This window comes from Telluria sp. RB2R28, from assembly GCF_059685835.1.
The window spans coordinates 408,037-421,971 of the sequence record NZ_JCASIK010000001.1; the positions used below are offsets into that span (position 1 = coordinate 408,037).

The following is a 13,935-nucleotide window of genomic DNA, read 5'->3' on the forward strand; positions in this document are numbered from 1 at the left end:
GGCAGTGGCGCCTGGAGAGTGAAGGGGACAAGCAAGCGGCATGGCAACTCCGTCGGAAAGACTGCCGCGGTGGAAGGGTAAATACGGCAATAATGTGTTAATCATAATCCAGTTGGTGACAGTCGTGCCGTGGGCTTGCCACGCGAATGAACAAGCTTAACAATTAACCGACACGCGGTCACGTTGTGGTTGTCTATTGGCAACGCATGGTTGACGACAAGGGCACATCGTGCTGGCAATTTGGCGCTCTGGCCATCGGGAATGCCGTTGGGCGTCTGTAAATCCTTTAAAATAGCGGATTACGCAAAACCCCTGTTTCAAGGAATCTGTATGTCCATTTCCAGCACTGAGGAAATCGTCGCCGAACTGCGCGCTGGCCGCATGGTCATTCTGGTCGACGAAGAAGATCGCGAAAACGAAGGCGACCTCGTGCTTGCAGCCGATTTCGTCACCCCGGAAGCGATCAATTTCATGATACGCCACGCCCGTGGCCTGGTGTGCCTGACCCTGACTGAAGAGCGTTGCGACGAGTTGGCCCTGCCGATGATGACGTCCAAGAACGGCACCTCGTTCGGCACCAATTTCACCGTCTCGATCGAGGCGGCCGAAGGCGTGACCACCGGTATCTCGGCGGCTGACCGCGCGCGCACCATCCAGGTGGCGGTCCACAAGGGCACCGTGCCGGACGATCTGGTCCAGCCGGGCCACATCTTCCCGCTGCGCGCCCAGAAGGGCGGCGTCCTGATGCGCGCTGGCCATACCGAAGCCGGTTGTGACCTGACGCAGATGGCCGGCCTGTCGCCCGCGTCGGTGATCTGCGAGATCATCAACGAAGACGGCACGATGGCGCGCCTGCCCGACCTGATCGAGTTCGCACGCGAGCACGGGCTCAAGATCGGCACCATTGCCGACCTGATCCACTATCGCAGCCAGAACGAATGCCTGGTCGAGCGTATCGCCGAACGCGCGCTGTCCACCGAGGCGGGCGAATTCAAGCTGGTGGCGTTCCGCGACGCACCAAGCGGCTCGGCCCACCTGGCGCTCGTGCATGGCGAGCTGTCGCCTGATAGGGAAGCGCTCGTGCGCGTGCACCAGCCGGTGTCGATTCTCGACCTGCTGGAAAACCGCGCCACCACGCACTCGTGGGACATGGCTTCGGCGATGCGCACGATCAAGGCCAGCGACGCCGGCGTGATCGTGCTGCTCAATTGCGGCGAAACGGCCGAGCAATTGTTTGCGCAACTGGCGCCGCAGGATGCACGTGGCAACCGCGCCGGCGCACGCGCCGCGTCGATGGACCTGCGCACCTATGGCATCGGCGCCCAGATCTTGCGCGCGCTGGGCGTGCGCAAGATGCAGCTGCTGGCCAATCCCCGCAAGATGCCGTCGATGACCGGGTTCGACCTGGAAGTGACCGGCTACGTGCCGCGTCCCGACGCCTGAATCATCCCATCCAACTAATACAAGAGGTCAGTCATGACGGTAGGAACTTTTGAAAGCAATATGCAGGGCGAAGACCTGCGCATCGGTATCGTGCAGGCCCGCTTCAACGAGACCGTGGGCAACGGCCTGCTGTCGTCGTGCCTGGCTGAGCTCAAGCGCCTGGGCGTGGCCGATGAAGACATTCTGCACGTGACCGTGCCGGGTGCGCTCGAAGTGCCGCTGGCGCTGCAGCGCATGGCTGTGACCGAACAGTTCGACGCGCTGATCGCGCTGGGCGCCGTCATCCGCGGTGAAACCTACCACTTCGAGCTGGTGTCGAACGAATCGGGCGCGGGCATCACCCGCATCGGCCTCGATTACGGCATCCCGGTCGCCAACGCAATCCTGACCACCGAGAACGATGCGCAGGCAGAAGTGCGCATGGCCGAAAAAGGCGCCGACGCCGCGCGTGTCGCCGTCGAAATGGCCAACCTGCTGATGGCGCTGGACGAGCTGGTGCCAGAAGACGAATAACACTAAAGGCAAGAGAACAATGACTGACAAGAATATGCATGCCAACCCGAGCAAGAACCGCACGCCGCGCCACCGCGCGCGCGAGTTCGCGCTCCAGGGTCTGTACCAATGGCTGCTGAACAATGAACCGGCACGCATCGTGGCGGCCAATATCCGCAGCGCGCATGGTTTCGACAAAGCTGACAGCGAGTTCTTTTCGGCGCTGCTCAATGGCGCGATCAGCACCTCGGTCGAGCTGCGCGAGTCGATTGCCCCGCTGATCGACCGTTCGATCGCCGAACTCTCGCCGATCGAGCACGCGGTCCTGCTGCTGGGCGCGTACGAGCTGAAGAACCATCCCGAAGTGCCATACCGCGTCGTGATCAACGAAGCAGTCGAGCTGACCAAGTCGTTTGGCGGTATCGACGGCCACAAGTATGTCAACGGCGTGCTGGACAAGCTGGCCCAGCGCCTGCGTCCGGACGAAGCGGCAGGCGATCAGCGCCGCTGATCGTTTGGTTTGCACCATGTAAAAAGCCACCGTGCGCGAGCCGGTGGCTTTTTTTTATGGTAGCACGAAGTCTCGTAGGGTGGACGGGGCGCCGAGCCGGCTATGCCGTCCACGCGTTCGACACCGGGCGGCTTCGTGTTGCCGTATTGGACTCGTGAACGCGTGGACGGGGGACCCGTCCACCCTACGCCGGACATAAAAAAACCACCGCCGCAGCGGTGGTTTTCAGATGAGCCGTTGAATTTACAGACCGGCCAATGCGTCCGATGCAACCACTGGTGTGGCGGCGGCGGCCGTTGCTTCCGGCACTGGCGTTGCATCCGGCTTGACGCTGTCGGCTTCGGGCTGCTTGCTGACGACGATCGGTGCCGGCGTCGGCTTGTTGCGCTTCATTGCTGGCACGTTCTGGCCTTTCGCGACCTGGTTCAGCAGGCGGTACTCGTTGATGACCTTCGCGCCGTAGCCCTGGTCGCTGTCCATGTCGGCGGCGCCCACATAGGTCTTCAGGCCCCCTTCAATCGAACCAGTGCGCTTGACGTAGTCCTTCAGGATCAAGGCGCCGACACGGATGTTGGCCACGGGATTGAGGGCTGCCTGCTGGCCGCCGACTTTCTCGAACTTGTCGTGGTGGACCTTGGCCATCACTTGCATCAGGCCCTTGGCGCCCATCGCGCTTTCAGCGAACGGGTTCAGGCCCGATTCGATGGCCATCACCGCCAGGATCAGGAGCGGATCGAGTTTCAGGTCGTGCGCCGTCAGGTAGGCGGTCGAGACCAGCATATTGGCGGCGTCGCTGGCGACGCGATAACGCTTCGACAGCCACTTGGTCACGTACTGCTGCTGCTTGGTGTTGCCAAGCGTGGCGGACGACGTGCCCATATGGGTCGTTTCCACGGCCACCGTCTGCGCCGTGGCCTGCATTGCGGGCACGACGGTAGCGACAGGTGCTGCCGACATATTGACGGCGACGACCGGTTCCGGATGCAGCATCTCGGAGACGCGCTTGGCGACGCTGTCGTTGGAGTAGATCAGGGCCATCAGGGCCACAGCGCTAAGACCGAATACGGTCAGGGTAGAACGCGCAGTTTGTACAACACTGCGTGCCGTTTTGGTCACGGAGGATACCGTGATGGGCTGGCTGGCCCTGGAGTGCATGAACTTTGCGCTCATGATAAAACGATGAAACATCGAATTTCCCCTTGTCGCGGCAAAAAGAAACCCGTCGTCGCGCCAAAGGCGTTACGTGGGGTGCTCTGGACCGTGCATCAGAAAATCGTTTGTCGCCGCGACGCGGCCGACTAACGCCGTCATTGCCTCGCTTCAGCTGGCTGCCGTCCAACATGGGGACTGGTGCCAGTGGCTCAACAACTGTCTCGGGGGAGTGGGCAGACGCCCGTTGAAAACACTCCTACAATGTCATGTGGGGCCCCGACCCCGTGAATGCATGAGAACAGCTAAAATTGTGTCAAAAAAGGTATCGCTGACTCATCAAGTAGGACGGATTGTATGGGCGAGCTTATATCAAGTCAACCCTAGCACGACTGTTCTATATAACTTCCAGTTATTAAGGGCGTACTGATGAGCGTGAAACACTTGTCGAATCAATCACTTGGCGGCGTCGCTTCACTAATGTTCTGCAACCGAAGAAAAGCTTAAAACTTGATGAAATATACAGATCTGCGTGATTTTATGGCCCAATTGGAGCGCATGGGTGAGCTCAAACGTGTCGATTTTCCTGTCTCGACGCACCTTGAAATGACCGAAGTGTGCGACCGCACGTTGCGCGCCGAGGGTCCTGCGCTGCTGTTTTCCAAGCCGACCGGGCACACGATTCCGGTGCTGGCCAATCTGTTCGGTACGCCGAAGCGGGTGGCGCTGGGGATGGGCGCGAACGATGTAAGCGAGCTGCGCCGCATCGGCCACGTGCTGGCGCGCCTGAAGGAACCCGAGCCGCCCAAGGGTTTTGCCGACATCATGGGGATGGGCTCGCTGGTAAAAGCGGTGTGGGACATGGCGCCAAAGGAAGTCAAGGGCGCCTCATGCCAGGAGATCGTCTGGGAAGGGCAGGACGTCGACCTGGCCCGCCTGCCGATCCAGCATTGCTGGCCGGGTGACGTCGCACCATTGATCACCTGGGGCCTGGTGATCACCAAAGGGCCGAACAAGAAACGCCAGAACCTGGGCATCTACCGCCAACAGGTGCTGGGCCGGAACAAGGTCATCATGCGCTGGCTGGCGCACCGGGGCGGCGCGCTCGACTTCCGCGAGCACGCGCTGTCCAATCCAGGCAAACCGTATCCGATCGCCGTGGCGCTGGGCGCCGATCCGGCCACGATCCTGGGCGCGGTGACGCCGGTGCCTGATTCGCTGTCCGAATACCAGTTTGCCGGCTTGCTGCGCGGCAGCCGCACGACGCTGACCAAGGCGATTGGCAGCGAACTGCGCGTGCCGGCATCCGCCGAGATCGTGCTGGAAGGGCATATCTATCCGGATGCGAACCACCCGACCGGTTTCGAGCATGCGCTCGAGGGGCCGTATGGGGACCATACCGGCTACTATAATGAGCAGGACAGTTTCCCGGTGTTTACCATTGACCGCATCACGATGCGGCGCGACCCGATCTACCACTCGACCTACACGGGCAAACCGCCGGACGAGCCGGCCGTGCTGGGCGTGGCGCTCAATGAAGTGTTCATCCCGTTGCTGCAGAAACAGTTCACCGAGATCACCGACTTCTATCTGCCACCAGAGGGTTGCAGCTACCGCATGGCAGTCGTGCAGATGAAGAAACAGTACGCGGGCCACGCCAAGCGCGTGATGTTCGGCGTCTGGAGTTTCCTGCGCCAGTTCATGTATACCAAGTTCATCGTGGTGGTCGACGAAGACGTCAATGTGCGCGACTGGAAAGAAGTGATCTGGGCGATCACGACGCGCGTCGATCCGACCCGCGACACGGTACTGGTCGACAATACGCCAATCGATTACCTGGATTTTGCATCGCCGATCAGTGGCCTGGGCAGCAAGATGGGCATTGATGCGACCAATAAATGGCCGGGCGAGACCAACCGCGAGTGGGGTACGCCGATCGTGATGGCGCCGGACGTCAAGGCGCGCGTGGATGCGATCTGGCAAGAGCTGGGGATCTGATGACCAAGGCCGGCAATCGATGTTGCCGGCCATTTCCCCAAACCGCGTGCGTGCGGTATAATTCGCGCTGGCGGGCCCCTGCGCATTGCGGCATGGTTTACCTGGTCAGGTCGGGAACGAAGCAGCCAAAGCCGTTCACCGCAAGTGCCGCAGATCAGGCTCGCCTCTTTCGTTGTTCTTCGCTGTAGTTCGCGTCTGTATTTTCTGTTTGCCCTCCTTTTTTTGCATCACGTTCGCCAGCACGGCGTCGTCACGCCTGTCATCAGCGCCGCGTGCCGTCTTGTATGCCGGCGCATCTGCCGAATGTCCGCGGCGGGCGTCATCTGCGGTAAAATCGTGGCATGTCCTATCAAGTCCTCGCCCGCAAATACCGTCCCAAGAATTTCGATACGCTGGTCGGCCAGGAGCACGTCGTCCGTGCACTGAGCCACGCCCTGCGCACCGGGCGGCTGCACCACGCCTATCTGTTCACGGGCACGCGCGGGGTCGGCAAGACCACGCTGTCGCGCATCCTGGCCAAGTCACTCAATTGCATCGGCCCGGACGGGCAGGGCGGCATCACCGAGCAGCCGTGTGGCGTCTGCGAAGCCTGCGTCGCCATCGATGCGGGCCGCTTTGTCGACTACATCGAGATGGATGCGGCGTCCAACCGCGGCGTCGACGAGATGGCCCAGTTGCTCGAACAGGCGGTCTACGCGCCAAGCAATGCGCGCTTCAAGGTCTACATGATCGACGAGGTGCACATGCTCACGAACCACGCGTTCAATTCGATGCTCAAGACGCTCGAAGAACCGCCGCCCCACGTCAAGTTCATCCTCGCTACTACCGATCCGCAAAAGATTCCGGTGACGGTGCTGTCGCGCTGCCTGCAGTTCAACCTCAAGCAGATGCCGCCGGGTCACATCGTCGGCCACCTCGAGGACATCCTGGGGCAAGAAGGCGTCACGTTCGAGCAGCCCGCGCTGCGCCTGCTGGCGCAAGGCGCCCACGGCTCGATGCGCGATGCGCTGTCGCTGACCGACCAGGCCATCGCGTACGCCGCAGGCCAGGTCACGCTCGAATCGGTGCAGGGCATGCTCGGCGCGCTCGACCAGTCGTACCTGGTGCGCCTGCTCGATGCACTCGCCGCGCAGGATGGCGCCGACCTGATGGCGGTGGCCGATGAAATGGCCAGCCGCAGCCTGTCGTACAACGGCGCGCTGCAAGACCTGGGCACGCTGCTGCACCGCATCGCACTGGCGCAATCGGTGCCGGGCGCGGTGCCGCAGGATTTGCCCGAGCTGGCCGACATCATGCGCCTGGCCGGCCTGTTCGAGCCGCAAGAGGTACAGCTGTATTACCAGATCGCCGTGCATGGCCGTAACGAGATCGGCCTTGCGCCGGACGAATACGCGGGCTTCACCATGACGCTGCTGCGCATGCTGGCATTTCGCCCCGGGCAGGGCGGCGCCGAGGTCCAGGCCCCGCCCGCTGCCGCACCGATCAACGTGTCCGGCGCGCGCGCCGCTGCCGCTGCTGCCGCAAGCCATGCAGCGGTGACGCCGCGCGCGGCTGCCTCGGCGCCTGCATCGACGAATGCACCGGCTGCAGCGACGCCGCCGGCACCTGCGCCACGTCCCGCAGTGCCAGCACCAGCGCCACCGCCGCCAATGCCTGCCGCGCCGACTGGCGCCTCGGCGCCCGGCGCGCCGCCGATGACATCGGCCCGCGCTGCCATCAATGCGGCGCTGGAAGCAGCACGCGCCGGCGCCGGCATGCGTTCAGGTGGCAACAAGCGTCCCGAGTCCACGCCGGCGCCTGCCGCCGACCCTGCACCACCGCCACCGCGGCCTTCAGCACCGGCCGCGCCGGGCCCGGGCGCCACGATGCACGCGGCGTCCTCGGCGCCGCAAGGCCGGTCTGCGCCGCCATGGAATGGCGGTGGCCAGCAGGCCGTCGCGCAATCCGTTGCACCCGCGCAGGCGCAAGCGGTCGCACCGCCGCAGCCGGCGCTGCGCGCCCAGCAGCCACCTGATGATGATGTGCCGTCCTGGGTCACCGAGTTTTCGGATGACACGGCCGTGGCCACCGTCACCACCGAGGCCGCGCCAGCTGTCGTCGTTGCTCCGGCTCCGGCCGCGGCTGCAGCTGCAACTGTGCGTGCACCGCGCGTGGCGCCGCACGCCTACGTCATCACGCCGGTCCCCGAGATCGACTGGGACGGCAACTGGCCGGCGCTGGCGGGCAGCCTGCCGCTGCGCGGCGTGGCCCAGCAACTGGCGCTGCAGACCGAACTGGTTGCGTGCGAAGCGCGTGATAATGCGGTCACGTTCCGCCTGCGCGTGCCGGTCGATACGCTGCGCGCCAGCGGCAACAGCGAAAAGCTGGCGGCGGCGCTGCAAGAACATTTCCCGAACCTGCGCGTCTGCGTGGAGTCCGATATCGGCCCGGTCTGGTACACCGCCGGCGCCGAACAGAAAGCGGCGCGCGAGGCGCGCCAGCGCGAGGCCGAGGCCCTGGTCGCGGCCGACCCGTTCGTACAGGAACTCGAGCAACGCTTCGATGCGTTCGTCGTGCCCGGCTCGGTCAAGATCGCCTGATCCAATCACTACAGATAACCCCCATTTGGAGAACCACACCATGATGAAGAACCAGCTCGCAGGCTTGATGAAACAGGCGCAAGCCATGCAGGACAACATGAAGAAGGCGCAGGAAGCGCTGGCCCTGGTCGAAGTCGAAGGCCAGTCGGGCGCCGGCCTCGTCAAGGTCGTCATGACCTGCAAGAACGACGTCAAGCGCGTCACGATCGACCCGTCGCTGCTCGGCGACGACCGCGACATGCTGGAAGACCTGGTGGCCGCCGCGTTCAACGACGCGTCGCGCAAGGCAGAAGCCACCGCCGCCGAAAAAATGAGCGGCGTGACCGCCGGCATGCCCGGCCTGCCGCCTGGCTTCAAGATGCCTTTCTGATCCAGGAATGATGCGGCACTGCCGGCGCCCTGCCGGCGGGCCGTTTTATTCACCCATCCATGTCGACATCCCTCGAATTTCTCATCGAATCGCTCCGGCGCCTGCCTGGCGTGGGCCCCAAGTCCGCCCAGCGCATGGCGTTTCATCTGCTCCAGCATGACCGCGAAGGCGCGGCGCAACTGTCGCGCGCGCTGTACCAGGCGGTCGACACGGTGCACCACTGCATCAAGTGCAATACCTTCTCGGACATCGAGATCTGCGACCTGTGCGCCGATCCCGAGCGCGACCATACGCTGCTGTGCGTGGTCGAAACGCCGGCAGATCAGTTGATGGTCGAGCAGACGCTGACCTGGCGCGGCTTGTACTTCGTGCTGATGGGGCGCCTGTCGCCGCTGGACAACATCGGACCGCGCGACCTGCATCTGGAAAAGCTGGTGACGCGCGCCACCGACGAGGTGGTCGGCGAAGTGGTGCTGGCCACCAATTTCACCAACGAGGGCGAAGCCACCGCGCACTACATCAGCGAAATGCTCAAGGCGCGCGGACTGAAGGTCAGCCGTCTCGCACGGGGCGTGCCGGTTGGCGGCGAGCTCGAGTATGTAGATGCGGGCACGATCGCGCGCGCGATGCTCGATCGGCGCAGCACGTAGGCGTTATCGTTGGCAAATACGCTGGCAGATGCGCCGGCAAGCTCTCGACGAGGCCCGTTTACGCGGGCCTCGTTTCTTTGTGGCACAGTTATCTGGCAACATACACAGCACTAGCGCAGCACGAGTGCAGCACTTAGGGAGACACCATGCAGGGATGGAAGAAATGGACATTGCGCGGCCTTGCTGCGTTGCTGGGCCTCGTGCTGCTGGTGATGCTGGGCGCCTGGCTGTTCCTGCGCGCCAGCCTGCCGCAGCTCGATGGCGCGCATCAGGGCGCAGGCCTGTCGGCCGAGGTGCGCATCGAGCGCGATGCGAGCGGCGTGCCCATGATCACCGGCGCGACGCGGCCCGATGTGGCATATGCGACCGGCTTCGTGCACGCGCAGGAACGCTTCTTCCAGATGGACCTGCTGCGCCGCACGGCATCCGGCGAGCTGGCGGAATTGTTCGGTCCACGCGCCGTGCCCCTGGACCGCGCCAACCGGCTGCACCGTTTCGCTTCCCGCGCCCAGGCCACGTTCGCGCGCCTGGCGCCGGCCGAGCGTGCGCTGCTCGAGCGCTACGCGGCCGGCGTCAATGCCGGCCTGGCAGCACTGGGCGCGCGGCCATTCGAATACGCGCTGACCGGCGCGGCGCAGCGGCCGTGGCATGGCGCCGATTCACTGCTCGTCGTCTGGGCCATGTACATCGACCTGCAAGGCATGCAGGCGTCGCGCGAACTGGCGCGCGGCTGGCTGCGCGAGCACAGCGACGCCGCGCAACTGGCCTTCCTGCTGCCCGAGGCGACCGCGTTCGACACCACGCTCGATGGGGGCGCCCCGCCAGCGCCGGCCCCGATTCCGGCGCATGCGCCAGCCTGGTGGGGTGGGGCGCCCGCCGCAGCGGATGGCCCCGTCAAACTGGCCGGCCTCGACGTGACCGATTCCGTCGGCAGCAACAACTACGCACTGGCCGGCAGCCGCAGCACGAATGGCGCGGCGATCGTCGCCGACGACATGCATCTGGGCCTGCAACTGCCGAACATCTGGTACCGGCTGGCGCTGCGCTTTCCCGATCCGGCGGCGCCCGGCGGCCAGCGGCGCCTCGTCGGCGTAAGCCTGCCCGGCGCGCCGCCTTCGGTCATCGTCGGCAGTAATGGCCAGGTGGCGTGGGCCTTCACCAACAGCTACGCCGATGCGCTGGACCTGGTCGAACTGGGCGTCGATGCCGCGCGCCCGGGTCAGGTCAAGGTGGCAGGCCAGTGGGAAACGCCGCAGGAACATGTCGAGTCGATCCTGGTAAAAGGCGCGCTGGCCGAACGGATGGTGGTTCGCGAGACCTCGCTCGGCCCGATCCGCGAGGTCGGCGGCCGCAGCTATGCCGTGCACTGGATCGCGCACGATCCGGCAGCGCTGAACATGCAGCACCTTCAGCTCGAGTCCAGCGCCACGCTCGATGCCGCGCTGGCGACAGCGGCCAGCGATGGCATCCCGGCGCAGAACTTCGTGGCCGGCGACGCGCAGGGGAACATCGGCTGGACGATCGCCGGCCTGCTGCCGCAGCGCACGACCGCGCCGGGCGACACCACCTTTCCACTGGCAGCCGATGCGGCAACGCCGACCTGGGCAGGCGCGCTGCCCTATGCGGCGCATCCGCGCGTGGTCAATCCCGCCAATGGCCAGCTCACCACTGCCAACAGCCGCCAGTTGATGGGCGCCGGTTACGCGCTGCTGGGGGACGGCGGCTACGACCTGGGCATGCGCAACCGCCAGCTGCACGATGGGCTGGCGGCGCTGGGCGCGCAGACCGACGTGCGGCGCGCATTCGACGCGGCGATGGACGACCGCGCGATCCTGATCGGCGCCTGGCGTGACCGTGCACTGGCCGCGCTCGATGCCGGGGCGCTGGCAGGACATCCGGCGCGCGCCGAGTTCCGACGCCTGCTCGAGACCAGCTGGGATGGCCGCGCCAGTGTGAATTCGGTCGGCTACCGCCTCGCGCGCGACTTCATGTGGGCGCTGCATGATCTGCTGTACAACGGCGCCAACCTGGCGCTGAAGGAGCTCGATCCGAAGGCCAGCACTGCCGGCGCCAGCGCGCGCTGGCCGGCCGTGGTGGCGCGCCTGATCGACGCACGGCCGGCCGGCTGGCTGCCGCCGGGCCACGCCGATTGGCAGGCGCTGCAACTGGCCGCGGTGGACCGTGCGATCGCCGCGCTGCAGGACGCCGGCACGCCATTGGCGCAAGCCACCTGGGGCCAGCGCAACACGGCAGGCGTTGCGCATCCGATCAGCATGGCAGTGCCGGCGCTGCGGCCCTGGCTCGCAGCACCGGCCGACCAGCTGGCCGGCGATGCGCACATGCCGCGCGTGGCGGGGCCGAAGTTCGGCCAGTCGGAACGCCTGGTCGTGTCGCCGGGGCGCGAAGAAGAGGGTTTGTACAATATGCCGGGCGGGCAGAGCGGGCATCCACTGTCGCCGTTTTTCCTGACCGGGCATGGGGCCTGGGTCGATGGCAAGCCGACGCCGTTATTGCCGGGCGCGGCGCGCTACACGCTGCGCCTGCATCCGTGAATCAGCTGGTGCTGCGGCCTTACCTGGCCGGCAGCACCAGTTGCACGACCTGTAGCAGCTCGGTGATCGTCTCGGCGCCGGACGGGTGGCCAAGATAGTAGCCCTGCACCATATCGCAGCCATATTCTTCGAGCATCAGGAGCTGCTCGCCCGTCTCGACGCCTTCGGCCACCACGACCATTTTCAGCCCATGCGCCATCGCGATGATCGCGCGCGTGATGGCCGCGTTTTCGGAATCCTGCGGCAGGCCCGAAATGAAGCTGCGGTCGATTTTCAAGGCGCGCACGTCGAAGCGCTTCAGGTAATTCATCGACGAATACCCGGTCCCGAAGTCGTCGATCGACAGGTGCACGCCAATATTGCGCAGGCGTTCGAGCGTGACCATCGTGGCGCGCGCATCGTCCATCAGCGTGCCTTCGGTGAGCTCGAGTTCGAGCAGGCGCGGCTCGAGCCCCGTGTCGAGCAGCGCCGAGAGCACGATCTGCGACAGGTTCTCGTCCTTGAACTGCTTGGCTGACAGGTTCACCGCGATGCGCAGCGTGCGCTGCGTCAGGCGCTGCCACGTGCGCGCCTGGCGGCAGGCGGTGCGCAGCACCCATTCGCCGATCGGCACGATCAGGCCCGTTTCTTCGGCCAGCGGGATGAATTCGGTCGGCGCGATCAGGCCCCGTTCGGGGTGGCGCCAGCGCACCAGCGCTTCGACGCCGACGATCTCTGCGCTCCTCACGTCGCGCTGCGGCTGGTACACCAGATACAGCTCGTCGTTCTGCAGCGCGCGGCGCAGGCCGACTTCGAGCTTCACGTGGCTCATGATCTGCATCGTCAGCGAGGAGCTGTACAGCTTGGCGTTGTTCTTGCCGCAGCTCTTGGCGTGGTACATCGCGGTATCGGCAAACTTGAGGAGCGAGACGCAGTCGTCGCCGTCTTCCGGAAACAGCGAGATGCCGATGCTGGCCGTGACGAAGATCTCGTTGCCTTCGATGATGAACGAGCGCCGCATCGCTTCCTTGACCCGGTGCGCGACGTTGAGCGCGTGCTCGACCCGTTCGAGGTCCGGGATCAGGATCGTGAATTCGTCGCCGCCCAGGCGCGCCAGGTTGCTGGCGCCGTCTTCGGTCACGTCGCCGCCATCGCCGCGCGAGACCAGGTCGCTCGGACGCGTGGTGTCGCGCAGGCGCTCGGACACCATCTTGAGCAGCTGGTCGCCCGCATTGTGGCCAAGCGTGTCGTTGATGCGCTTGAATGCGTCGAGGTCCATGAACAGCACCGCGAACTTCTTGTTGCCGATCCGCGAGCGGTGCAGCTCGCGTTCGAGCGTTTCCAGGAACGCCTGGCGGTTCGGGATCCCCGTCAGGCCGTCGCAATAGGCCAGGCGGCGGATCTGTTCTTCGGCGCGTTTGCGCTCGCTGATATCGCGCACCAGGCCCAGCACTTCGGACGAACTGGTGGCCACCAGCCGCGCCTCGAAATGCTGCGCCACGCCGGCGTCGAACAGCTCGTATTCGACCGAGCGCACCTGGTGCGTGGTCAGCACGGCCTTCATCTGCTCCAGCATGCGCCCGGCGATGTCGGGGGGCAGCGTTGCGGTCAGGTGTTTGCCGATGAAGCGGGCGCCGGTGCTGTCGGGCAGGTCCGGGCGTGTGGGTCCTCCTGGTCCCGGACGCTCGTGTCCCGGACGCTCGTGCCCCTGCTCGTAATCCAGATAGAAGCCATCGGCATTCAGGCGAAAGAACGTATCGGGAATCGCCGCCAGCACGGCGCGGTTCTGGGCGTCGGCGATGCGCAGGCGGGCAATGGCGTCGCTGGCGCGCAGCACGTACAGCACGCGGTGGCCGAGGATCTGCCAGTTGATCGGCTTGGACACGAAATCGGTCGCGCCCACTTCGTAGGCATGGGTGACGGCTTCGATGTCGTCGCTGCCGGTCACCATGATGACCGGCACGCAGACGCCATCGCGTTCGGCGGCGCGGATCGCGCGGCAGGCATCGAAGCCGTCCATGCGCGGCATGTCGACGTCCATCAGGATCAGGTCGGGCTGGCCGGTGCGGGCCTGGTCCAGAGCCTCGATGCCGTCGCCGGCCTGGATCCCGTCCAGGCCAACCTGCGCCAGCATTTCGAGCATCAGCATCCGCATGACCGGATCGTCGTCGGCAACCAGGACCGTCACGCGCTGGGTGGGAGCGGAAGGCAT

Annotated in this window: 10 protein-coding genes and 1 other RNA gene; 9 read left to right on the forward strand and 2 right to left on the reverse strand. The window is 65.1% G+C overall.

The features are described from left to right. Positions 1-330 precede the first annotated feature (330 nt). From ribBA to nusB, 3 genes are read left to right on the forward strand one after another with little or no spacing between them, the layout of a single operon-like run. A complete protein-coding gene (gene ribBA, locus AC56LV_RS01790) occupies positions 331-1,443 on the forward strand; it encodes a bifunctional 3,4-dihydroxy-2-butanone-4-phosphate synthase/GTP cyclohydrolase II (protein ID WP_499555571.1) in 1,113 nt (370 codons plus the stop codon). Positions 1,444-1,476: 33 nt separating this feature from the next. Further along, complete coding sequence (gene ribH, locus AC56LV_RS01795; RefSeq protein ID WP_183550546.1) at positions 1,477-1,956, forward strand: 6,7-dimethyl-8-ribityllumazine synthase; 480 nt, start codon at positions 1,477-1,479, stop codon at positions 1,954-1,956. Between the two features lie 19 nt (positions 1,957-1,975). Next, on the forward strand, positions 1,976-2,446 hold the full coding sequence (gene nusB, locus AC56LV_RS01800; RefSeq protein ID WP_183550548.1) for a transcription antitermination factor NusB: 471 nt from the start codon (positions 1,976-1,978) through the stop codon (positions 2,444-2,446). Positions 2,447-2,689: 243 nt separating this feature from the next. On the opposite strand, the gene AC56LV_RS01805 is transcribed toward nusB, so the two are convergent. Continuing rightward, on the reverse strand, positions 2,690-3,487 hold the full coding sequence (locus AC56LV_RS01805) for a transglycosylase SLT domain-containing protein (RefSeq protein WP_499556766.1): 798 nt from the start codon (positions 3,485-3,487) through the stop codon (positions 2,690-2,692). Between the two features lie 621 nt (positions 3,488-4,108). On the opposite strand from AC56LV_RS01805, the gene ubiD reads away from it, so the two are divergent. From ubiD to AC56LV_RS01835, 6 genes are all read left to right on the forward strand, one after another. Beyond that, entirely contained in the window at positions 4,109-5,593 is a 1,485-nt protein-coding gene (gene ubiD / locus AC56LV_RS01810; protein WP_499555573.1) for a 4-hydroxy-3-polyprenylbenzoate decarboxylase, read from the forward strand. 69 nt (positions 5,594-5,662) lie between these two features. After that, positions 5,663-5,761: signal recognition particle sRNA small type (ffs, locus tag AC56LV_RS01815), an RNA gene on the forward strand. Positions 5,762-5,934: 173 nt separating this feature from the next. After that, positions 5,935-8,172 carry a DNA polymerase III subunit gamma/tau gene (locus tag AC56LV_RS01820; protein WP_499555574.1) on the forward strand — a complete coding sequence of 746 codons (2,238 nt, stop codon included), beginning with the start codon at positions 5,935-5,937 and terminating at the stop codon, positions 8,170-8,172. A 40-nt stretch (positions 8,173-8,212) separates the two neighbouring features. Beyond that, a complete protein-coding gene (locus AC56LV_RS01825) occupies positions 8,213-8,542 on the forward strand; it encodes a YbaB/EbfC family nucleoid-associated protein (RefSeq protein WP_183550557.1) in 330 nt (109 codons plus the stop codon). Between the two features lie 59 nt (positions 8,543-8,601). After that, on the forward strand, positions 8,602-9,192 hold the full coding sequence (recR, locus tag AC56LV_RS01830) for a recombination mediator RecR (RefSeq protein WP_499452960.1): 591 nt from the start codon (positions 8,602-8,604) through the stop codon (positions 9,190-9,192). Between the two features lie 146 nt (positions 9,193-9,338). Next, positions 9,339-11,744, forward strand: coding sequence for a penicillin acylase family protein (locus tag AC56LV_RS01835; RefSeq protein WP_499555576.1), 2,406 nt, complete (start codon positions 9,339-9,341; stop codon positions 11,742-11,744). Positions 11,745-11,763: 19 nt separating this feature from the next. Here AC56LV_RS01835 and AC56LV_RS01840 read toward each other — a convergent pair whose 3' ends face one another. Next, positions 11,764-13,935: a putative bifunctional diguanylate cyclase/phosphodiesterase gene (locus AC56LV_RS01840; RefSeq protein WP_499555578.1), complete on the reverse strand. Its 2,172-nt coding sequence runs from the start codon at positions 13,933-13,935 to the stop codon at positions 11,764-11,766.

Coding starts and splice junctions, on each gene's coding strand:
- AC56LV_RS01825 (WP_183550557.1), top strand. CDS start 8,213: ATGATGAAGAACCAGCTCGCAGGCTTGATGAAACAGGCGCAAGCCATG.
- ribH (WP_183550546.1), top strand. CDS start 1,477: ATGACGGTAGGAACTTTTGAAAGCAATATGCAGGGCGAAGACCTGCGC.
- nusB (WP_183550548.1), top strand. CDS start 1,976: ATGACTGACAAGAATATGCATGCCAACCCGAGCAAGAACCGCACGCCG.
- AC56LV_RS01835 (WP_499555576.1), top strand. CDS start 9,339: ATGCAGGGATGGAAGAAATGGACATTGCGCGGCCTTGCTGCGTTGCTG.
- recR (WP_499452960.1), top strand. CDS start 8,602: ATGTCGACATCCCTCGAATTTCTCATCGAATCGCTCCGGCGCCTGCCT.
- ribBA (WP_499555571.1), top strand. CDS start 331: ATGTCCATTTCCAGCACTGAGGAAATCGTCGCCGAACTGCGCGCTGGC.
- AC56LV_RS01820 (WP_499555574.1), top strand. CDS start 5,935: ATGTCCTATCAAGTCCTCGCCCGCAAATACCGTCCCAAGAATTTCGAT.
- ubiD (WP_499555573.1), top strand. CDS start 4,109: ATGAAATATACAGATCTGCGTGATTTTATGGCCCAATTGGAGCGCATG.
- AC56LV_RS01840 (WP_499555578.1), bottom strand. CDS start 13,935: ATGCCTTCCGCTCCCACCCAGCGCGTGACGGTCCTGGTTGCCGACGAC.